Genomic DNA, 20,557 nt, shown 5'->3' on the forward strand with positions numbered 1-20,557 from the left:
ATGCCCGCATCTCCGAGCACCGCACGGGCCATCAACGACCGGCTCGCCCTGCGGCTGTTGCAGCAGGAAGGCCCCTTGACGGCAGGGCGGTTGAAGCAGCTCACCGGACTGTCCCGGCCGACCGTCGCCGACCTCGTCGAACGCCTCACGGCCTCGGGACTCGTCAGGGTCGTCGGGGAATCGGGGGAGCAGCGCCGCGGCCCGAACGCCCGGGTCTACGGGATCGTCGCGGACCGCGCCCACCTGGCCGCGCTGGACGTCCGTACGGAGGGAGTCTCCGTCGTCGTCTCCGACCTGGTCGGTCACGTCCTGGCCGAGGCGTCCGTGCCGATCGGCGGGGACACCGGGACCGTACCCGCGGTGGAGCAGGCGGTCGCACTGGTCGAACGAGTGGCCAAGGAGGCCGGGTCCCTCGGCGCGACGCCTGCGCGCGAACTCGTCCGGGGGTGGGGCAGGCTGCACACCGTCGGCATCGGCGCGCCCGGCCTGATCGACCCCGACACCGGCGAACTCCGCGACTCCTCCGGCCTGCCCGCGTGGCACCGGCGGCTGGCCGCGGCCCTCCAGGAACGGCTCCCCGAGGCCCGCGTCCTCATCGAGAACGAGACCAACCTCGCCGCCCTCGCCGAACAGCGCGACGGCGTCGCCCGCGACCGCGACACCTTCGTCCTGCTGTGGCTCGGTCATGGCACCGGCGCCGCCGTGGTCCTCGACGGCGCCCTGCGCCGCGGCGCCTCGGGAGGCACCGGGGAGATCGGCTTCCTGCCGGTGCCCGGCACCACGACGCTTCCCTCGGCGACCGACTGCGAGGGCGGCTTCCACTCGCTGGCCGGGTCGGCGGCGGTCGCGGCGCTGGCGGCGGAGCACGGCGTGTCCGCGGAACCGGACGCCCACGAACCGCATGCCGCGGCGCTGGTGAGACAGGCGGTCGCGGCCCCCGGTTCCCCGGCGGCCGACGGCTTCCTCGACGCCCTCGCCGACCGCCTCGCCATCGGGGCGGCCTCCGTCATCGCCGTACTGGACCCCGGCTGCGTGGTCCTCGGCGGCGAGGTCGGCCGGGCGGGCGGCGCCGCGCTCGCCACACGGGTCGAACAGCGGCTCGTCCGGATGTCGCCGCTCCCGACCGAGGTGCGCGCGAGCACGCTGGGCGGAGGCGCGGTGCTGCGCGGCGCCCTGTTGACCGCACGCGACGGCGCCCAGGACGAACTGTTCGCTCCGCCGTCGTCGCGGTAGCTCCCGGGCCCGGCGGCGTGGGGATTCCTGCCGCAGCCGGTGTGCGGGAGACCGGCGCCGAGGGCGCGGGGCCCACCGAGGTCAGCGTGCGTTCGCGGATCGTGCCTTCAGCCTGTTCTTGCGAGGAACCCGAGGGCTTCAGCCCCAGGAGGGATCGCATCCTTGTGGGCGCGGCGCGGAGCGCCGCGGTATCGCTGTCGGGTGTTCGGCCGCGGAGTGGCCGGGTGTCGTCTCCGGCCAAGCAGGGGAGGGTGGTGCGCTCGGAGACGTGTTCACCCGGTCGGGCCGTTGAAAGTGAACGCGCAGTGGGTGGTCGTACGTGTGTGTACGTTGGGTGATCGTGAAGCTGACGGTGCAGGTGAGGCTGCTGCCGACGCCTGGGCAGGCGGCGGCGTTGGAGGCGACTTTGCGTGCGTGCAACGAGGCCGCGACCTGGGTGAGCGGGGTGGCGTTCGAGAAGGGCGTGAAGCGGAACTTCGCGCTGCGCGAGCACACCTATGTCCAGGTCAAGGAGCGGTGGAACCTGGGTGCGCAGGCCGCCCAGCATGTGATCAAGAAGACTTGTGACGCGTACGCCACCCTCAAGGCGAACCTGCGGGCCGGGAATCTGTGCAGGCCGGGCTCGAAGCGCTACCGCGAGGCCACGGAGAAGCCGATCGCGTTCCGGCCGCAGGGCGCGCAGCCCTATGACGACCGGATGCTGTCCTGGCAGATGGCTGAATGCACGGTGTCGGTCTGGACGCTGTCGGGGCGGATGAAGGATGTGGCGTTCACCGCCGCACCGGAGCGGCTGGCCACCCTCGCCCTGTACCGCAAGGGTGAGTCGGATCTGCTGTACCGCGACGGCATGTGGTTCCTGAACGCGACCTGCGAGGTTCCGGAAGCGCTGCCGAACACCGATCCGCATGACTTCCTCGGCGTCGACCTGGGCGTCGTGAACATCGCCACCCCCTCCGACGGCGAGATCATGGCCGGGCACGCCCTGAACCGGGGACGGCTGCGTGAACGCACGCTGCGCGCCAAGTTGCAACGCAAGAACACCCCGTCGTCCAAGCGCCGGTCGAAGAAGCGGCGGCGCAAGGAGTCACGGCGGGCGAAGGACATCAACCACAAGATCGCGAAACATGTGGTGGCCGAGGCGGAACGCACCGGTCGCGGAATCGCCCTGGAAGACCTGACGGGCATCCGCGAGAGGGTACGGCTTCGCAAGCCCCAACGGGCCACCCACTCCAGCTGGAGCTTTGCCCAGCTCGGGCAGTTCATCGCGTACAAGGCCCGCAGGGCGGGGGTGCCGGTGGTGTACGTCGATCCGGCGTACACCTCCCGCACCTGCGCCGAATGCGGCCACATCGACAAGGCGAACCGCGTCTCACAAGCCTGGTTCGCGTGCCGGTCCTGCGGATTCGTTGATCACGCAGACCGGAACGGCTCCCGCAACATCCGCGCCAGGGCGTGGGAGTTGTGGCGAAGCGGGGCCCAGTCAACGGCCCCCGTCCCACCACCGCGTCAGCGGGGCGGGACCGGACGCGAACGCAGCACCACCGCCAGTGGTGCCCGTTGCGCAAGCCCGGCGCTCTACGCCGGGTAGTTGACGAAGTCCTCGAACGTTCCCTTCCCCACGGCATGCTCCGGCGTGAGGTGGTGTCCGGCCCGGAACGCCCGGTAGGCCTTGCCCGCCAGAGGTACGTCCAGCAGCGGGCGGCGCTTCCCGGTGGCGCGCAGGTGGGCCTTGGCCAGCGAACGGAACGTGCGCACCTCGGGCCCGCCCATGTCCTCGACCCGCCCCTCGGGTGCCCCGGCCGCCAGCCCGGCCAGCCGTTCGGCGACCTCGGCGACCTCGATCGGCTGGTCCGAGACCCCGGCGGGCAGGAGCAGCACGGGCAGCCTGGCGAGTCCGCCGAGGACCTGGGCGACGAGATTGTGGAACTGGGTGGTGCGCAGGATCGTCCAGCCGAGCCCGGACTCCTCGATCAGCTTCTCCACGGCCCACTTGGTCTTGTAGTAGCCGAACGGGACCCTGTCGACGCCGACGATCGAGATGTAGACCAGATGCGGGACGGCCGCCCGGCGCGCGGCCTCGATCAGCTGCGCCGCCGCCTCCTCGTCACCTCCGCGGGGAGAGGTCGCGCAGTGCACGATCGCGTCCACCCCCTGACGGCCGCCTCCAGACCGCTCCCGCCCTCGCGCAGATCGACGGCGTACGGCTGCGCGTGCCGGCTGAGCACCCGCACCTCGTGGCCGTCCGCCCGCAGCCGCTCGGTGACGAGCCGGCCGAGGGTTCCGGTGCCGCCGGTCACCAGGATCGTGGTCATGTTCGTTCAGCCCTTTCGACGCCGGACACTCCAGGGTGGAGCGCCCTTCACCGACTGAGACCGGACAGCCCGCGCGGATGTGACAACAACCGGCGCGGGGCCACGATCGCAACCGGCGCGCAGCCATGACCGCAACCGGCGCGCAGCCATGACCGCAGACCGGTTCTGCCGGACGCCGCGGGCCCTGGGTGCGCGGCACAGCCGGCCACGGACCCCGCGCGGGTGGCACGGGCGGCACGGGCGGAACCAGCGACAGCGGAGTCCGGCGGGGCGTCCGGCCCATCGGCTCTCGCCGCTTCCGCTCACCCCGGGTTCCGGGCCTGCGCCAGCTGACGCCCCACGAACTCCAGTTTGTCGGGGTTCATGACCACCCGCACTTCCGTGAACACACCGTCGCGGGCTTCGAAGGCGACAACGCCGATGACGCCGCTGACACCGGCGACCCCGTCGGCGCCCTCGGGCCCGCGGACGATCAGCCCTGCGCGGCCGTTGACCTCGGTCATCGACAGGCCGACGCCGTCCGCCGAGGCCCGGCCGAGGACACCGGCCAGGAAGCGCAGCACCTTCTCGCGCCCCGCTACGGGCCGCAGCGCCGCGGAGACCTTGCCGCCGCCGTCGGACCACCAGACGACCTCCGCCGCGAACAGCCGCTCCAGACCGGCCAGATCGCCCTCGCGTGCAGCGGAGAGGAACGAGGTGACGAGCCGCGTCTGTTGCTCGGGAGGGGCCTCGAAGCGGGCCTTCGGCGCGGCGATCCGTCGTACCGCCCGCCGGTACAACTGACGGGAGTTGGGCTCGGTCAGTTCCAGGACGTCGGCGATCTCCCGGTGGCCGTACGCGAAGGCCTCCCGCAGCACGTAGACGGCCCGTTCGGTCGGGGTGAGCCGCTCCAGGAGGACCAGTAGGGCGAGGGACACGGCGTCGCGCTGCTCCGCCGACTCCAGGGGGCCGAGGGCGCCGTCCGCGGTGACGACCGGTTCGGGCAGCCAGGGCCCCACGTACCGCTCCCGCCGTGCGCGGGCCGAGGTCAGCCGGTTGAGGCAGAGGTTGGTGACGACCTTGGCGAGCCAGGCCCCGGGCTGCTCGACCTCCGCGCGGTCGGCGCCGCTGAAGCGGAGATAGGCGTCCTGAACGGTGTCCTCGGCGTCGGCTGCGGAACCGAGCATCCGGTACGCGAGCCCGAACAGGCGTGGGCGGTACGTCTCGAACTCGTCGGCCAGGCTCGTCGTCACGCCTCCAGCGTGGCAGAGCCCGGGCGCCCGCGGACGGCGCGGGTGCCCGGGGTCCGCAGGTGCCGGCTGGGGGACCCGACGGCGGGGCAAGGGCCTTCGTCACCGCCGCCGGGTCGATCATGGGGGACCGGCGATGAATGATCACGCAGCCTTGATCGAGGACACTAAGAGGACTAGACCAGAGCGTCAATAGGTATGGACCAATTTTGACGTCGTGTGCTACGGCTCAAAGCCCCGCGACGCCACGGAGGTTGACCGGCGAAACCCTCGTGCGGAAGTCCATGCCGATCGGCTGTGAGCCACCCCACAGGGCTGTCGACGCATGGCCGACGGCCGGGCGTGGCACACTGGCCCTGTACCAGAAGCAGCGCACTCCGGGGTCGGTGTAATTCCGAACCGGCGGTTATAGTCCGCGACCCGGTCGCTTCCAGCGGCCGGTTGACCAGGTGAAATTCCTGGACCGACGGTTAAAGTCCGGATGGGAGGCAGTGCGCGGCGGGCGGGCATTCGTGCGCGCTGCCGTTTGTCGCTTCTCGTCCTACGGGACGAGTGCCCTTTCGGCGTCGCTCCCGGTGTGCCGCGGTCCGCTCATTCTGTCGTCATCGACAGCCCCGGAGTCCGTGCCCTATGAGGCAGGAGGACCCGGGAAGTGTTCACCGGAATCGTCGAAGAGCTGGGTGAGGTCACCGCCGTCGAGATGCTCGACGACGCCTCGCGTTTCCGGCTGCGTGGCCCCGTCGTCACGCAGGGCGCGCAGCACGGCGACTCCATCGCCGTCAACGGAGTCTGTCTCACCGTGGTCGAGCACGAGGGCGACGAGTTCACGGCCGACGTCATGGCCGAGACCCTGAACCGTTCCAGCCTCGGCGCCCTCACCGTGGGCTCCCGCGTCAACCTGGAGCGGCCGATGGCCGTGGGTGAGCGCCTCGGCGGCCACATCGTGCAGGGACACGTCGACGGCACCGGCGCGGTCATCGAGCGCAAGCCGTCCGACAACTGGGAGATCGTCAAGATCTCGCTGCCCGCCGACCTTTCGCGCTATGTGGTCGAGAAGGGCTCCATCACGGTCGACGGCATCAGCCTGACCGTCGTCGACGCCGGCCCGGACTACTTCACCGTCAGCCTCATCCCCACCACCCTCGACCTGACCACGCTGGGCCGCAAGCAGCCCGGCGATCCGGTCAACCTCGAGGTCGACGTCATCGCCAAGTACGTCGAGCGACTGCTCGGCGCCCGGGGCGAGCAGCCCGCCGGTCCGCCCCGTGTCCAGGGGGCCGGGCAGTGAACTGGCTGAACTCCGAGGCCTTCGTCCTCCTCGACCAGCACATCCTGTGGTCGGACATGATCGGCAACGTGATCGGTCTGATCGCCCTCGCGCTCGGCTGGCGGCGCTCCCTGTGGAGCTGGCCCGTCCAGCTCCTCTCCGGCGTCGTCCTCTTCATGGCCTTCTTCGGCCACCTCACCGGCAGCGCCGGCAAGCAGGTCGTCGTCATCGTCGTCGCCCTGTGGGGCTGGTGGCAGTGGAACCGCGGCGAGGGCAAGGACGGGCGTATCTCCGTGCGGTTCGCCACCTGGCGCGAGCGCGCGTACATGGTGGGCGCCGCCGCCGTGGGCACCCTCGCGGTCAGCGCCCTGTTCCAGGCGTACCCGACGCTGTCCTGGGACCCCTGGCCGGACGCCTACATCTTCGTCGGCACGATCGTCGCCATGTACGCGCAGGCCCGCGGCATGGTCGAGTTCTGGTTCGCCTGGCTGCTGGTCGACGTGGTGGGTGTCCCGCTCAACTTCGCCAACGGCTACGCCTTCTCCGGTTTCGTCTACGTCCTGTACGGCGCGCTCGTCCTGTGGGGCCTGCGCGACTGGTGGCTGCGCTCCCGTGAGGCCGGGCAGCCCGTCCTGGAAGGAGCCCCGGCATGACAACGGCGCCGGTTTGGTACAGCACCGGGCACGATCAAGATGCCTCGGACTTCGCGCTCGACCCCGTCGAGCAGGCCATCGCCGACATCGCGGCGGGCCGTCCCATCGTGGTCGTCGACGACGAGGACCGGGAGAACGAGGGAGACCTCGTCGTCGCCGCCGAGATGGCGACCCCCGAGATCGTCGCGTTCATGATGAGCGAGTGCCGCGGGCTGATCTGCGCCCCCATGGAGGGCGACGAACTCGACCGGCTGCGCCTTCCGCAGATGGTCGACGACAACACCGAGTCGATGAAGACCGCGTTCACGGTGTCGGTCGACGCGTCCGCCGCGCACGGCGTGAGCACCGGCATCTCGGCGGCCGACCGCGCCGCCACCCTGCGCCTCCTCGCGGACGGCGTCTCGGGAGCCGACGACTTCGTGCGCCCCGGCCACATCTTCCCGCTCCGCGCCCGGCCCGGCGGCGTCCTGGCCCGCAACGGCCACACCGAGGCCGCCGTCGACCTGGCCCGGCTCGCCGGACTGCGCCCGGCCGGAGCGATCGTCGAGATCGCCGGCGAGGACGGCCGGATGCTCCGGCTGCCCGAGCTGATCCCCTTCGCCCGCAAGCACGGCCTGACGATCATCTCCATCGAGGACCTGATCGCCTACCGCCGCTCCGCCGAACGCACGGCAACGGCCGGGACCGGCGCGGCCCCCGCCGCACCCACCGTCCGCCGCGAGGCCGAGGTCCATCTCCCCACCGCCTTCGGCGAGTTCACCGCGTACGGCTACCGCTCCACGGCCGACGGGGTCGAGCACGTCGCCCTCGTCCACGGCGAGATCGGCGACGGCGAGGACGTCGTCGTCCGCGTCCACTCCGAGTGCCTCACCGGCGACGTCTTCCACTCGGAGCGCTGCGACTGCGGCCCCCAGCTCCAGACGTCCATGGAACGCATCCAGGCCGAGGGCCGCGGCATCGTCGTCTACCTGCGCGGCCACGAGGGGCGCGGTATCGGGCTCCTCTCCAAGCTCCGCGCGTACGAACTCCAGGAACGCGGCCGGGACACCCTCGACGCCAACCTCGAACTCGGCCTGCCCGCCGACGCCCGGGACTACGGCGCGAGCGCGCGGATCCTGGAGGACCTCGGCGTCCGCAGCCTGCGTCTGCTGACCAACAACCCCGACAAGACCGACGCGCTCGTCCGGCACGGCCTGCGGGTCTCCGGGCGCGAGCCGATGCCCGTGCAGGCGGGCGAGCACAACCTGCGCTACCTGCGGACCAAGCGGGACCGGATGGGCCACGACCTGCCCTGGCTCGACGCGACCACCGTGTCGGCCTGCGGGAGCCAGTGACACCGCACGACCGGAACCACCGGCAACACAGCACCACCGGCAACACAGCAGTACTGGCTTCACAGCGGTACCGGCAGCACAAGCGCTATCGGCAACACAGCACAGCGGGACTGAAGGAGAGACGTGAGCGGCAAGGGTGCACCCGAACTGTCCGTACGCAACTGCGGCGACCTGCGGGTCGCGGTCATCGCGGCACAGTGGCACGACAAGGTGATGGACGGTCTCGTCGACGGAGCGCTGCGCGCCCTGCACGAGCTGGGAATCGACGAGCCGACCCTGCTGCGGGTCCCGGGAAGCTTCGAGCTGCCGGTCGCCGCCAAGGTCCTGGCGGGCCGCGGCTACGACGCGATCGTCGCGCTCGGCGTCGTCATCCGCGGCGGAACGCCCCACTTCGAGTATGTGTGCCAGGGCGTCACGCAGGGCCTCACCCAGGTCTCCATCGACACCGGTGTCCCGATCGGCTTCGGTGTGCTCACCTGTGACACCGAGGAGCAGGCCCTGGACCGCGCGGGCATCGAGGGCTCCAACGAGGACAAGGGGCACGAGGCGGTGACGGCCGCCGTGGCGACGGCGGCCACCCTCCGCTCAGTATCCGAACCCTGGCACTGAGGTACGGCATCGAGCGCGTAGGCTGAGGACCACCATGTCCAATAAGACGTTCGAGGAGCTCTTCACCGAGCTCCAGCACAAGGCCGCCACGGGCGATCCCACCACTTCGCGCACCGCCGAGCTGGTCGGCAAGGGCGTTCATGCCATCGGCAAGAAGGTCGTCGAAGAGGCCGCAGAGGTCTGGATGGCCGCCGAGTACGAAAGCAAGGACGCCGCCGCCGAGGAAATCTCGCAGCTGCTCTACCACGTCCAGGTGATGATGGTCGCGCGCGGGATCTCCCTCGACGACGTGTACGCGCATCTGTAGGGGCCGGTCTCCGCACCGCCCCCACCGAGCACGTCCGCCTGTCCCAGCCACCTCCTGAACAACATCGAGCAAAGGAAGCCGACCTCATGCTGCGCATCGCCGTCCCGAACAAGGGTTCCCTCTCAGGACCTGCGGCGGACATGCTGCATGAGGCCGGCTACCAGCAGCGCCGGGAGTCCAAGGAGCTGCGGATCGTCGACCCGAACAACGAGGTCGAGTTCTTCTACCTCCGCCCCCGTGACATCGCGATCTACGTCTCCTCCGGCCGCCTCGACATCGGCATCACCGGCCGCGACCTCCTGATCGACTCCGGGGCCAACGCCGAGGAGATCCTCCCGCTCGGCTTCGCCCGCTCCACCTTCCGCTTCGCCGCCAAGCCGGGCACCGCGAACGGCATCGCGGACCTGAACGGCACGACGGTCGCCACCTCCTACGAGGGCATCGTCGCCAAGCACCTCGCCGACCACGGCATCGACGCCTCCGTCGTGCACCTCGACGGCGCCGTCGAGACCGCCATCGAACTCGGCGTCGCCGAGGTCATCGCGGACGTCGTCGAGACCGGCACCTCGCTGCGCAACGCCGGCCTGGAGATCTTCGGCGACCCCATCATGAAGTCCGAGGCGATCGTCATCCGCCGTGTCGGAGCCGACCGCACCGAGGACGCCGAGCCCAAGGTGCAGCAGTTCCTGCGCCGGCTCCAGGGCGTCCTGGTCGCCCGGACGTACGTGATGATGGACTACGACTGCCGCGCCGAGCACCTGGAGAAGGCCGTCGCGCTCACTCCCGGCCTGGAGTCGCCGACCATCTCGCCGCTGCACAACGAGGGCTGGGTCGCCGTCCGCGCCATGGTCCCCTCCAAGGAGGCCCAGCGGATCATGGACGACCTGTACGCGCTCGGCGCGCGGGCCATCCTCACCACGGCCATCCACGCCTGCCGGCTCTGACGGGACCCACGGACATGTCGGACCTTCCCTCTCTTCCCGTAACCTTCCGCCCGGCCCGCACCCGGGCCGTGCTGCTCACCGCTGGCGCCTCGATCCTTGTGGTCATCACCACGGTCGCGATGCTTCTGGAGCAACTCGGCCCGGGGGAGAAGCTCAGCTTCATCTTCACCGCGGCGCTCCTGTTCGGCGTGCTCGTCCTGCTCTCCCGGCCCAAGGTCGTCGCCGACGAGAGCGGTGTCACCGTCGTCAACATCGCGAGCCGTCGGCACCTGGACTGGGCGGAGATCGTGCAGGTCAACCTGCGTCCCGGCGATCCCTGGGTGTTCCTCGACCTCAGCGACGGCACCAGCCTGCCGGCCCTCGGCATCCAGCCGGGCATCGCCAAACAGCGCGCCATCGAGGACGCCCGCACCCTGCGCGCCCTCGCCTCGGCCCGCGGCATCCGCGAGCCCGACGGGCACCGCGGCGAACATCAGGGCTGACTCTCGGCCCTCCACTCTGCCCTGAGAGCCCATGTCTTGATTAATCTGTTGGCGGAGGCGTTTTCATCGCGCCTCCGCCTCCGATGTGCTCCGGCCCTCAGAGGCCCCCTGCTACCCGAGGAGTGACTCCCTCCAGCGATGGACGGATCGTCCTGTAGTACCTGCGCCGCCCCCTTCCGACATAGCGAGGCGGCGGCATGACCATCCCCCTGTTGCTCCTTGGCGCGGCGTTCCTGCTGATTCTCGCCAACGGCTTCTTCGTGGCCGCGGAGTTCGGCCTCGTCACCGTCGAGCGCCCCGACGCCGAGAAGGCCGCCGCCGACGGCGACAAGCGCGCCGCCACGGTCGTCGACTCGCTCAAGGAGCTGTCCTTCCAGCTCTCCGGCACCCAGCTCGGCATCACCATCACCTCGCTCGTGGTCGGCATGCTCGCCGAACCCGCCCTCGCCCGGCTGCTGGACGGCCCGTTCAGGGCGGTCGGACTGCCCGAGGGCGCGGTGTCCGGCGCCGCCGTGGTGACCGGCATGCTGCTGGCCTCGGCCGTGCAGATGGTGATCGGCGAACTCGTGCCCAAGAACTGGGCGGTGTCCAAGCCGCTCCAGGTGGCCCGCTTCGTCGCCGGTCCGCAGCACGTCTTCTCCCGTCTCTTCCGCCCGGTGATCGCCGCGCTCAACACGGTCGCCAACCGGCTCGTCCGCGCCCTGGGCGTGGAGCCCGCCGAGGAGCTGGCCTCCGCCCGCACCCCCGGCGAACTCGTCTCCCTCGCGCGCCACTCGGCCCGCGCGGGCGCCCTGGAACAGGACACCGCGGACCTCTTCGTCCGCACCATGTCGCTGGCCGACCTCACCGCGCAGCACGTCATGACGCCGCGGGTGAAGGTCAGCGCCCTCCAGTCGTCGGCCACCGCCGAGGACGTCGTCAACCTCACCCGTGCCACCGGCCTGTCCCGCTTCCCGGTCTACCGGGAGCGGATCGACGAGATCGTCGGCATGGTGCACCTCAAGGACGCCCTCGCGATCCCCTCGCGCGACCGGCTGCGCACCCCCGTCGGCCGGATCGCCCAGGTCCCGCTGCTCGTCCCGGAGACGCTGCCCGTGCAGCCGCTCCTGGAGCGGCTGCGCAATGAACAGCCGATCGCCGTCGTCGTCGACGAGTACGGCGGCACGGCCGGCGTGGTCACCCTGGAGGACATCGTCGAGGAACTCGTCGGCGAGGTCCGCGACGAGCACGACGACGTGCTGGGCGAACCGCCCGAGCTCGCGGCCGCTCCTCCCGAGGACGGCAGGCCCGCCTGGGACGCCGACGGCAGTTGCCGGGTGGACATCCTGCAGCGCATAGGCCTCGACGTGCCCGAGGGGCCGTACGAGACCGTGGCGGGCCTCGTCGCCGACCTGCTCGGCAGGATCCCGGCCCCCGGTGACAAGGCCGAGCTCCCGGGCTGGCGCCTCGTCGTGCGACAGGTCGGGCACTACCGCGCCGAACGGGTCCGCCTGGTGCGGACCGCGCTCGCACCGGAGGCCGTCCGATGAGCACGCTCCAACTCCTGTTCGCGGGCCTGCTGGTGCTCGCCAACGGCTTCTTCGTCGGCGCCGAGTTCGCTCTCGTGTCCGTACGGCGCAGCCAGATCGAACCGCTGGGCACCGCGCGCTCCCGGCAGGTCCTGTACGGCCTGGAGCGCCTTCCGCAGATGATGGCGGCGGCCCAGTTCGGCATCACCATGTGCTCCCTGACGCTCGGCGCCGTCGCCGAGCCCACCGTCGCCCGTCTGCTGGAGCCGCTCTTCGCGGCGGTCCGGCTGCCGGACTCGGTGATCCACCCCCTCGGCTACGTGATCGCGCTCGCCTTCGTCGTCTTCTTCCACCTCGTCATCGGCGAGATGGTCCCGAAGAACCTGGCGATGGCCGCGCCCGAGAAGACGGCCCTGTGGCTCAGCCCCGGACTGGTCGCCTTCGCCCGGGTGTGCCGGCCGGTCACGGTGGGCCTCGGCGCCTGCGCGGCGCTGATCCTCAGGCTGTTCCGGGTCGAGCCGAAGGACGAGGTCGAGGCCGTCTTCACGAGCGAACAGCTCAACCGGCTGGTCGAGGACTCCGGACAGGCGGGTCTTCTCGACCCCGAGGAACAGGAGCGCCTCGAGGACGCCCTGGAGCTCGGCTCCCGCCCGGTCACCGACGTCCTGCTCGACAGCGGCTCACTGGTCACCGTGGACCCCTCGGTCACCCCGGGCCAGGTCGTCGCGCTCACCGCGCGCACCGGGTACTCCCGGTTCCCGGTGGTCGCGGAGAACGGCGCCTTCATGGGCTGCTATCTCCATGTGAAGGACGTCCTCGACCTGGAGGAGTCCGAGCGTGCGGTCCCGCAGCAGATGTGGCGCCCGATGACCACCCTGCGGTCCGAACTCCCCCTGGACGACGCCCTGACCGTGATGCGCCGCGCGGCCACCCACCTGGCCCAGGTCGCCGACGCCTCCGGCAAGGTTCTCGGCCTCGTGACCCTTGAGGACGTACTGGAGCTGCTGGTCGGCGAGGTACGGGACCCGGCGCACCGCAACGTCGCGCCGGTACGGGTCGCGGAGCCGCGCCCCAGCCAGGCCCCCGAGGAGGCGCTGGCGAGCTGACCTTGAGCGTGGGCCCCGGTTTCCCGGCGGCCGTGCGACCCCGTGGCGGTCGTACGGCTCCGGCGGGACCGGGGCCTTCTCACATCGCCGACGGATCCTGCGGGCCGCGTCCCGACAGGACTTCCCCGTAGGCCTGCATGAGGTCGGGCAGCCGCAAGGTGGAGAGGTCGTCGCGCGACGGAGTGCCGGGGTATCCCGACAGCCGCAGATCCCGGTACGCGCAGCTCTTCTCGTACAGGGTGCGCAGGAAGCGGCCGTTGCCGAGTTCGTCGATCCAGCCCTGGTCGACCACGTGCCCGGCGATCGAACGGAGCTCGTCCAGCGCCTCCTCGTCCCAGATGTCGCCGTTCTCGGCGGCCAGCACCTCACCGATGGAGGTCAGTTCGAGGGGGCGGTACGAGGGGAAGTCCACGCGGCTGGTGAAGCGGGAGGAGAGGCCGGGGTTCGCGGCGAGCAGGCGGTCCATGCCCTCGGGGTATCCGGCGAGGATGACGACCAGGTGGTCGCGGTTGTCCTCGGCCCGCTTCAGCAGGACCTGAAGGGCTTCGTCGCCGTACGCGTCGCCCTTGCCGTAGCCGGAGTTGGACAGCGAGTACGCCTCGTCCACGAACAGGACCCCGCCGATCGCCGAGTCGATCAGCTCGTTGGCCTTCACTGCGGTCTGGCCGAGATACTCGCCGACCAGGTCGGCTCGCTGGGCCTCGACCAGATGGTCGCCGCCGAGCAGCCCGAGCGCGTAGAAGACCCGGCCGAGAATGCGGGCCACCGTGGTCTTGCCGGTGCCGGAGGGGCCGGAGAAGACGAAGTGCCGTTTCGGCGGCTGCACCGGGAGGCCCTGCCCGGTGCGCAGCCTGGCCATGTTCAGCTGTGCCGACAACGCCTTGACCTGTCGCTTCACGGGCTCCAGGCCCACCATGCGCTCCAGTTCGGCGAGCGCCTCCTCCAGTAAGGCGGGGTCCGTCGGTCCCGCGGGCATCGGCTGCACCGGCACCATCGCCTTCTCCCGGAAACCGTCGGTCTGGGCCGGCAGTCCACCGGGCGGCGACGGATCGGGCTCCGGGAGCCGCAGGTCGCGCCCCTCGGAGCCGAACAGCGGATCCATGCCGTCCGGGCTCTCCAGTACGTCCTGTCCGATCCCGGACAGCGTGATCGCCGCGAGATCGGCGGCGGCGTCGTCGTACCCGTCCCCCTCGGAGATGGCCGCGAGCCGCGCCGAGGTGTCCATGAAGGAGGGGTCGACCCGGTGCACCGCCCGGTACAGGGGCAGCGCCGCGGCGGACCGTCCGGTGCCCTCGTGGGCGCGGGCCAGCCAGTACCGCAGCTCCTTGCGCTGCGGCTGCTCGCTGCGGCAGCGCATCAGCGCGGACGACAGCAGCGGCTCGGCCTGCCCGTACATCTCCAGCCGGACCCGCGCCATGCCACCGAACAGTCCGGCCTCTATGCCGAGCATGGGATCGTTGATCAGCGGATCGGTGTGCCGGACCAACTGCTCCCAGTCCTTGACCAGATAGGCGCGGCACGCGTGCAGGAACCGCACCTGGTGGTCCGCGTCGACCGGCGGCAGGCCGGCCAACGCCCGGTCCAGCTCGGGGACATGACGTCCGTCGAGCCAGTGCGAGGCGTGCGCGAGCAGCAGGTCGCGCGGGCTCTCCAGCACCGGCTGAACCCACCAGCCCAGCCAGTACCAGGAGTTGAGGGTGCGCCGGTGGCGGGAGCGCTGTTCGCCGAAGCGGTCCCGGTGCCGGAACATCCGCAGCAGCGCGGTCGTCGTGTCCACCCGTAGCGCGTGCAGTCCGAGCCAGCCGTCCGCCATTCCGGGGTCCATCCGGACCGCGGCGCGGAACTCCTCCTCCGCCTGCGGGTAGGCGCCCATCGTGTAAGCGTCCACACCCCGCAGCCAGGCGAGGTCGGCCGGGGCCTCGGGGCCCTGCGTGCCGAAGTCCATCACGTCCCCCACAAACCGTGCCCCCGATGGTCGGGGAGTGCCTCGCGGATCAGGACACCCCCCTTGCCGCCGGGCCGGTGCCCGTCGGCAGCTCTGGTCGAACGACTGTGCCGCGGACGGGAGTTGAAGCGGTGCGGCAGTGCGGCCGTCCGAAGGTCGCGCCGAGAGGCATCGTACCTGCGGTTCATGGGCCTGCCGAAGGGTGCCGCACACCCCGTTCCACGAGGTGGGAGCAGATGGGGCGCACTCACATCGGTGACCCAGGGTGAGCGAATCACGCCGGGCGGCGTCCGGAAAGAGAGGGTCTGGGCAGAACGAAGCCCCCGATCACGGGGGAACAACCGGGGGCTTCGCGACTGCGGGGCGGCTCCCGAAGGCCGCTCCTTCAGAACGTAAGACCTGTACGGCCCCCTGGTCAAGCAGAGTTGAGGGACTGAGGCAACTTCCCCGGAGTGGGTCTTCACAAGTTCAGCACGCTGCGGGTGGTCCATCACGGTGAGTGAGGAAATGGTCCGGTCCAGACGTCTCAACGGGCCCCGGCAGCACCTCGTATCCCTCAGGGCACTGCCGCACCACTTGGTCCGCGAAGGGTCGCGTGGGGTCCTCGGCGAAGTGCCGGCGCTCTGCGCGGACCCACGCGGCCCAGAAGCCGCTCTGCGCCTCACCGTCCCGTCGCCGCCCCCGCGCCCAGGCCTCCTCGTGCGGCAACTCCATCCACAGGAGTCGCGCGAGCCGCGGGCGCAGCGCGCGGCGTCCCGCGCCGACGCCCTCCAGCAGGACCACGGGCGCGGCCGGCAGCTCGCGGACCGGTCCGAACTCCCGGGCGGTCCAGTCGTACGGGGCGTAGCGTGCCGTCTCGCCGCGCCCGAACGGCTCGATCACCCGGTCCAGCAGGCGCCCGGTCCAGTCGAACAGCTCCTCGTGGGTGGCGATGTCGTCGAGGTGCAGTACGGGTGCGCCGCCCAGGGCCGTCGCCAACTCCCCGGTGAACGTGGTCTTCCCGGAACCCGCGTGGCCGTCCACGCCGATCAGCCGGACGGGGCCGCAGGAGGGCGGCAGTCGACGCAGCCGCGCGACGAGGTCGTGAATGGGGCTTCCCGGGGTGAGGTGCGAGGTGGGCATAGTCCTGGGGAACATTCTATCGAGGCGCCGTCGACAGCGGATCCATGGGTTCAGGGTAGTGCCGCATTGAACCATTCATTGAACAATCCTCAAGAAGTTTGAGGGCCCGCTCCAAAAGTTCCCGACCCCGCGGAACCAGGTATTTCAGATAGGGCGTTCCGGTACTCCGGGTTGCTGAGTAGGGTTCCTGTTGCGCAACGGCGAGACATCGTATGGGGATGGACAGGGGAAGATGGCCGCGGGCTTATTCGAGGGGCAGTATGTGTGGCATCCGGCGGCCGACGACCGCAGACTCGCGAGCGTCTGCACGGATGTCCGGGCCGGCCGCTATCTGAGCGCCGACGAAGCCCTGTCGGAGACCCGCGCCGACTTCGGATTACGGGCCCACCGCTCCCTGGTCCTCGCCTCCGAGGCCGCCGACTCCGACCTCGCCGAACGCTGGCTGGCCGAGGAGCAGACCCCCGAGGCCGCGCTGATGTGGGCCCGCGTGGCCGTGCTACGGGCGTTACGCGCGGCCGACGCCAAGGACGACCGGGCCGAGGCCCTGGAACGCATAGCGCTGACGGCCTGCGACCGGGCCGCGGTGATGGACCGGGCCGATCCCACACCCTGGGTCGCCCGGCTGTCCATGGCCCGGCTGCACGACCTGCGTGACCCCGCGCCGCAGGGGCTGCTGACCCAGCCGCCCGGCCCCTGGCGGCTGTTCTCGCACATCCTCCGCCTCGACCCGTGGAACCGTGAGGGTCATCACCGGTTCCTGGCCTTCTTCTTCACGCGCTACGGCGGTTCCGTGAACGCCGCCTGGGACGTCGCCGCCTTCCTGAGCCAGCGCGCCCCCGCCTCCTCGTCGCTGCGGCTGCTGCCGCTGGTGGCCCTGGTGGAGAGCTACAACCCCACGCAACTGCTGGTCGACCGCACCTGGGAGCAGCCGCAGTGGCGTTCCACGGCGCTCGCGATCTACCAGAACTGGCTGCCGGAGGCGTCCGGATACCGCTTCACGCCCGTGCTCGACCTGGCGTATCTGGCACACGCGCTGTTCATGGCGCAGCGCGAGTTCGAGGCGCGCGCGGTCCTGATGGCCATGGGGCCCTACGCCTGCCGCATGCCGTGGAGCGTGTTCGGAGAACCCGAGGAGCAGCTCTCCCGCGCCCGCCGCGCCTGCGGGCTCCCCGTGCCGGGGGCCGGCTGACCGCCCGTCCCCCTCCCCGACGTCCTGAACCACCCCGACAGAAAGGTCAGTTGTGTCAGAACGGATATCGCCCCCACGCCAGAGAACCGGCGCCGGAAAGGATTCCGTCGCCTTCGACGACGACGCGACGCTTCACGCGATGGGATATCCGCGAAAACTCACCCGCCGATTCCAGGCGTTCGACAATTTCGCGATCTCCTTCACCATCATCAACATCATTTCGGGTATTTTCTCCTCCTTCGGATTCGGCATGAATGCCGGCGGGCCGCGCGTTCTCGTGTTCGGCTGGATCGGCGTCTCCGTGATGGTGCTCTTCATCGGCGCCGCGATGGCGGAGGTCGCCTCCGCCTATCCGACCAGCGGGGCGCTCTATTTCTCCGCCGGCAAGCTCGCCAAGCGCCACAAGGGTGCCTGGTCCTGGTACACGGGGTGGCTGAATTTCGTGGGTCAGGTGGGCGGCACGGCCGCCACCGGATACGCGGCCGCCACCTTCATCCAGGCGTTCGTCGCCCTGCAGTGGCACTCGTACCAGCCGACCGCCGAGCAGACGGTCCTGATCACGGCGCTGATCATCGTGCTCCAGGGGTTGGCCAATACCTACACCGTCCAATTGGTCGCCCTGCTCAACCGGATCTCCGTGTGGTGGCTGCTGATCGGGCTCGTAGTGATCGTGAGCACACTCATCGTGATGCCCGACGATCACCAGTCGGCCTCGTTCGTCACGCATTTCGCGAACAACACCGGTTTCACGAACGGGATTTACGGAGGGATGCTCGGTCTGCTCGTCACCAGCTGGACCTTCACCGGCTTCGACGGCAGCTTCCACATGTCCGAGGAGACGGTGCGGGCCACGGTCAACGCACCGAAGGGGATCACCCGTTCGATCGGCTATTCGGCGATCACCGGGCTCATCCTGATGCTTGCCCTGGTGTACAGCATTCATGATTATGACCGCGTCGCCCAGTCCTCGGCGCCGCCCGTCCAGATTCTCATCGACGGGCTTGGCATGGGCATGGCGAAGTTCATTCTGCTCATCGTGATCGGGTCCATGCTCTTCTGCGGGCTGGCCAACCTGACCAGCAACACCCGGCAGATCTTCGCCTTCTCCCGGGACGGCGCGATGCCCGGCTCCCGCTGGTGGCACTCCGTCTCGCCGCGCACCCGTACGCCCGTCAAGGCCGTCTGGCTGGCCGTCGCCTGCTCCCTGGCCCTCGTCCTGCCGGCCTGGTGGTCGCACACCGCGTTCACCGCCATCGTCAGCGTCAACGTCGTCGGACTCTTCCTGGCCTACGCCGTGCCGATCTTCCTGCGGCTGCGGCTCGGCGACGAGTTCCAGCCCGGTCCCTGGAACCTGGGCCGCTGGAGCAAGCCCGTCGGCTGGGTGGCCGTGGTCTGGATCCTCGCCAGCAGCGTGCTCTTCATGCTGCCCCAGTTCTCCCCGATCACCGGGGACAACTTCAACTATGCCGCGATCGCGCTGGCCGTGGTTCTGGTCGTCGCGACGGTGTGGTGGTTCGCCACCGCACGCCGCCGTTTCCAGGGGCCCGTCAGCTACGGCCGCCCCGACGAGGTCGCCGCCATGGACCTCATCTGATCATCCGTCCGCCTGAGCCCGGATCATCCGTGCGCCTCGGCCCCGGCACCCGCCGGGGCCGAGGTGTCCCAGGTCATGCCAGTGGTCCCGACCAATATTGGTGGGCGTGGCACAGGCCGAAGTGCTGGCAGAAGTCGGCCCGGGGCGTCCATAGTTGGCGCACAACCGAGCATTGGGCCCGCCCGTTCCGGACACCTGGGGGTTCTCCACCCATGAGCAGAGCCGAACAGCCGTCCCGCAGAATCGTCCTGGCAGCCGCGGTCGCCGCGGCGGCGGTGGGGGCCGCGGGCACGTCGGCCGCCGCCGCCCCGGCCCGCCGGACCAGGGCGCCCGGCGGACTTGTCGACAACCGCGCCTGGACCTCGTACAGCGACTGGCGCTCCGGCGGCGCGCACGGCACACGGGCCGTGCGGGGCGCGCGCCCCGGCCTGGTGATCACCGCACCGGCCGGCACCACCGACTACACCGACCCGCACACCGGCAGGACCGCCACCTGGGAGTACGCGACCTGGACCTCGCCGGTCCACCGGCTCGCCGTCCCCGCCACGGAGGCCGTCGCCTCCTGGAACGCGCACACCCCGGCCGGCACCTGGCTCCAGGTCGAGCTGACCGGAACGTACTCCGACGGCACGGACACCCCCTGGTACGTGATGGGCCGCTGGGCCTCCGGCGACCAGGACATCAGGCGCACCTCCGTGGACGACCAGACCGACGGCCGCAGCACGATCTGGACGGACACCTTCTCCATCGACGACGCCGCTTCCGGCCTGCGCCTCGTCTCGTACCGGCTGCGCCTGACCCTCTACCGCACCCCGGGCGCCAGGATCACGCCCACCGTGTGGCGGCTCGGCGCGATGGGCTCCGACATCCCGGACCGGTTCACCGTCCCGGCCTCGACCCCGGGTCTCGCCCAGGAGTTGAAGGTTCCGCGCTACTCGCAGGAGATCCACGCCGGCCAGTACCCCGAGTACGACAACGGCGGCGAGGCCTGGTGCAGCCCCACGTCCTCGCAGATGATCATCGAGTACTGGGGACGCAGGCCCACCGCGGAGCAGCTCGCCTGGGTCGACCCGGCGTACACCGACCCGCAGGTGTGTCTCGCGGCCCGCTCCACCTATGACTACCAGTACACGGGCTGCGGCAACTGGCCCTTCAACGCCGCCTACGCCTCGACCTACAAGGACCTCCAGGGCGTGGTGACCCGGCTCGGCTCGCTCACCGACCTGGAGACGCTGATCGCCGCGGGCATCCCGGCCATAACGTCCCAGTCGTTCCTCAAGACCGAGCTGACGGGCGCGGGTTACGGCACCTCGGGGCACCTCATGACGATCATAGGGTTCACCGCGGACGGCGACGTGATCGCCAACGACCCGGCGTCGCCCGGCGACGACGCGGTGCGCCGGGTCTACAAGCGCTCCGAGTGGGAGAACATCTGGCTGCGGACCAAGCGCTACAACGCCTCCGGGAAGGTCGTCTCCGGAACCGGCGGGGTCTGCTACCTGTACTTCCCGGCGCATCCCTCGGCGCGGCAGCGCAAGGCACTCGCGGCGGTGGGCATCCGGTGATCCGAGAGGCGGCCCCCGAGCGGTGGGGGCCGCCCGCCCGTCCGGAACGCGCTCATCGGGGGCCGGTCGGCCGGTCGCCCGCCGACGTGTGACGAGACCCACACGCGGTGCCCGCCGAGTGGAATCCAGCGGGATCCGAGGCCGGTCGAGGCGCGGAC

Annotated in this window: 17 protein-coding genes, 1 pseudogene and 1 riboswitch; of the genes and pseudogenes, 14 read left to right on the forward strand and 4 right to left on the reverse strand. The window is 70.6% G+C overall.

Going from position 1 to position 20,557, the window contains the following annotated elements; translation table 11 throughout:
• Positions 1–1,233, forward strand: coding sequence for an ROK family transcriptional regulator (locus ACIQRL_RS22990; RefSeq protein ID WP_401334281.1), 1,233 nt, complete (start codon positions 1–3; stop codon positions 1,231–1,233).
• 340 nt (positions 1,234–1,573) lie between these two features.
• Positions 1,574–2,821, forward strand: coding sequence for an RNA-guided endonuclease InsQ/TnpB family protein (locus tag ACIQRL_RS22995; protein WP_401334283.1), 1,248 nt, complete (start codon positions 1,574–1,576; stop codon positions 2,819–2,821).
• Here ACIQRL_RS22995 and ACIQRL_RS23000 read toward each other — a convergent pair.
• Both ACIQRL_RS23000 and ACIQRL_RS23005 read right to left on the reverse strand, forming a co-directional pair.
• Positions 2,809–3,545: pseudogene (locus tag ACIQRL_RS23000) on the reverse strand (SDR family oxidoreductase). The gene ACIQRL_RS22995 and the pseudogene ACIQRL_RS23000 overlap by 13 nt on opposite strands.
• A 302-nt stretch (positions 3,546–3,847) precedes the next feature.
• Positions 3,848–4,777 carry an RNA polymerase sigma-70 factor gene (locus ACIQRL_RS23005; RefSeq protein WP_401334285.1) on the reverse strand — a complete coding sequence of 310 codons (930 nt, stop codon included), beginning with the start codon at positions 4,775–4,777 and terminating at the stop codon, positions 3,848–3,850.
• A gap of 365 nt (positions 4,778–5,142) precedes the next feature.
• Positions 5,143–5,273: riboswitch (FMN riboswitch) on the forward strand.
• Between the two features lie 153 nt (positions 5,274–5,426).
• Here ACIQRL_RS23005 and ACIQRL_RS23010 point away from each other — a divergent pair.
• From ACIQRL_RS23010 to ACIQRL_RS23050, 9 genes are all read left to right on the forward strand, one after another.
• Positions 5,427–6,062 carry a riboflavin synthase gene (locus ACIQRL_RS23010; RefSeq protein ID WP_401334288.1) on the forward strand — a complete coding sequence of 212 codons (636 nt, stop codon included), beginning with the start codon at positions 5,427–5,429 and terminating at the stop codon, positions 6,060–6,062.
• A complete protein-coding gene (locus ACIQRL_RS23015) occupies positions 6,059–6,694 on the forward strand; it encodes a nicotinamide riboside transporter PnuC (protein ID WP_401334291.1) in 636 nt (211 codons plus the stop codon). Before ACIQRL_RS23010 ends, ACIQRL_RS23015 begins: the two co-directional genes overlap by 4 nt.
• Positions 6,691–8,028, forward strand: a complete 1,338-nt coding sequence (locus tag ACIQRL_RS23020; RefSeq protein WP_401334293.1) for a bifunctional 3,4-dihydroxy-2-butanone-4-phosphate synthase/GTP cyclohydrolase II — start codon at positions 6,691–6,693, stop codon at positions 8,026–8,028. Before ACIQRL_RS23015 ends, ACIQRL_RS23020 begins: the two co-directional genes overlap by 4 nt.
• A 123-nt stretch (positions 8,029–8,151) precedes the next feature.
• Positions 8,152–8,637, forward strand: coding sequence for a 6,7-dimethyl-8-ribityllumazine synthase (gene ribH, locus ACIQRL_RS23025; protein WP_328556700.1), 486 nt, complete (start codon positions 8,152–8,154; stop codon positions 8,635–8,637).
• A gap of 34 nt (positions 8,638–8,671) precedes the next feature.
• Positions 8,672–8,944 carry a phosphoribosyl-ATP diphosphatase gene (locus ACIQRL_RS23030; RefSeq protein WP_401334295.1) on the forward strand — a complete coding sequence of 91 codons (273 nt, stop codon included), beginning with the start codon at positions 8,672–8,674 and terminating at the stop codon, positions 8,942–8,944.
• 86 nt (positions 8,945–9,030) lie between these two features.
• Complete coding sequence (gene hisG, locus ACIQRL_RS23035) at positions 9,031–9,888, forward strand: ATP phosphoribosyltransferase (protein WP_401334298.1); 858 nt, start codon at positions 9,031–9,033, stop codon at positions 9,886–9,888.
• A gap of 14 nt (positions 9,889–9,902) precedes the next feature.
• Positions 9,903–10,370: a PH domain-containing protein gene (locus ACIQRL_RS23040; RefSeq protein ID WP_401334301.1), complete on the forward strand. Its 468-nt coding sequence runs from the start codon at positions 9,903–9,905 to the stop codon at positions 10,368–10,370.
• Between the two features lie 197 nt (positions 10,371–10,567).
• Positions 10,568–11,899: a hemolysin family protein gene (locus tag ACIQRL_RS23045; RefSeq protein WP_401334303.1), complete on the forward strand. Its 1,332-nt coding sequence runs from the start codon at positions 10,568–10,570 to the stop codon at positions 11,897–11,899.
• Positions 11,896–12,984 carry a hemolysin family protein gene (locus ACIQRL_RS23050; RefSeq protein WP_401334306.1) on the forward strand — a complete coding sequence of 363 codons (1,089 nt, stop codon included), beginning with the start codon at positions 11,896–11,898 and terminating at the stop codon, positions 12,982–12,984. Before ACIQRL_RS23045 ends, ACIQRL_RS23050 begins: the two co-directional genes overlap by 4 nt.
• A gap of 79 nt (positions 12,985–13,063) precedes the next feature.
• Here the strand turns inward: ACIQRL_RS23050 and ACIQRL_RS23055 are convergent, their stop codons facing one another.
• The gene (locus tag ACIQRL_RS23055) at positions 13,064–14,929 is read right to left on the reverse strand and encodes an AAA family ATPase (protein ID WP_401334308.1); all 1,866 of its coding nucleotides are present in this window, start codon (positions 14,927–14,929) and stop codon (positions 13,064–13,066) included.
• Between the two features lie 468 nt (positions 14,930–15,397).
• Positions 15,398–16,051, reverse strand: coding sequence for a uridine kinase (locus ACIQRL_RS23060; protein WP_401334310.1), 654 nt, complete (start codon positions 16,049–16,051; stop codon positions 15,398–15,400).
• A gap of 232 nt (positions 16,052–16,283) precedes the next feature.
• Here ACIQRL_RS23060 and ACIQRL_RS23065 point away from each other — a divergent pair, with 232 nt between their 5' ends.
• The 3 genes from ACIQRL_RS23065 (at position 16,284) to ACIQRL_RS23075 (ending at position 20,399) form a co-directional block, all read left to right on the forward strand.
• Positions 16,284–17,240, forward strand: a complete 957-nt coding sequence (locus ACIQRL_RS23065) for a hypothetical protein (protein WP_401334312.1) — start codon at positions 16,284–16,286, stop codon at positions 17,238–17,240.
• Positions 17,241–17,292: 52 nt separating this feature from the next.
• Positions 17,293–18,834, forward strand: a complete 1,542-nt coding sequence (locus ACIQRL_RS23070) for an amino acid permease (protein ID WP_401334313.1) — start codon at positions 17,293–17,295, stop codon at positions 18,832–18,834.
• Positions 18,835–19,046: 212 nt separating this feature from the next.
• Positions 19,047–20,399, forward strand: a complete 1,353-nt coding sequence (locus ACIQRL_RS23075) for a peptidase C39 family protein (protein ID WP_401334316.1) — start codon at positions 19,047–19,049, stop codon at positions 20,397–20,399.
• The last annotated feature ends 158 nt before the right edge of the window (positions 20,400–20,557 follow it).

The sequence above is a fragment of the Streptomyces sp. NPDC091209 genome (assembly GCF_044757755.1).
In the GTDB taxonomy this organism is placed as follows: domain Bacteria; phylum Actinomycetota; class Actinomycetes; order Streptomycetales; family Streptomycetaceae; genus Streptomyces.

Coding starts and splice junctions, on each gene's coding strand:
- ACIQRL_RS22990 (WP_401334281.1), top strand. CDS start 1: ATGCCCGCATCTCCGAGCACCGCACGGGCCATCAACGACCGGCTCGCC.
- ACIQRL_RS23020 (WP_401334293.1), top strand. CDS start 6,691: ATGACAACGGCGCCGGTTTGGTACAGCACCGGGCACGATCAAGATGCC.
- ACIQRL_RS23030 (WP_401334295.1), top strand. CDS start 8,672: ATGTCCAATAAGACGTTCGAGGAGCTCTTCACCGAGCTCCAGCACAAG.
- hisG (WP_401334298.1), top strand. CDS start 9,031: ATGCTGCGCATCGCCGTCCCGAACAAGGGTTCCCTCTCAGGACCTGCG.
- ACIQRL_RS23040 (WP_401334301.1), top strand. CDS start 9,903: ATGTCGGACCTTCCCTCTCTTCCCGTAACCTTCCGCCCGGCCCGCACC.
- ACIQRL_RS23045 (WP_401334303.1), top strand. CDS start 10,568: ATGACCATCCCCCTGTTGCTCCTTGGCGCGGCGTTCCTGCTGATTCTC.
- ACIQRL_RS23050 (WP_401334306.1), top strand. CDS start 11,896: ATGAGCACGCTCCAACTCCTGTTCGCGGGCCTGCTGGTGCTCGCCAAC.
- ACIQRL_RS23055 (WP_401334308.1), bottom strand. CDS start 14,929: ATGGACTTCGGCACGCAGGGCCCCGAGGCCCCGGCCGACCTCGCCTGG.
- ACIQRL_RS23060 (WP_401334310.1), bottom strand. CDS start 16,051: ATGCCCACCTCGCACCTCACCCCGGGAAGCCCCATTCACGACCTCGTC.
- ACIQRL_RS23065 (WP_401334312.1), top strand. CDS start 16,284: ATGGCCGCGGGCTTATTCGAGGGGCAGTATGTGTGGCATCCGGCGGCC.
- ACIQRL_RS23075 (WP_401334316.1), top strand. CDS start 19,047: ATGAGCAGAGCCGAACAGCCGTCCCGCAGAATCGTCCTGGCAGCCGCG.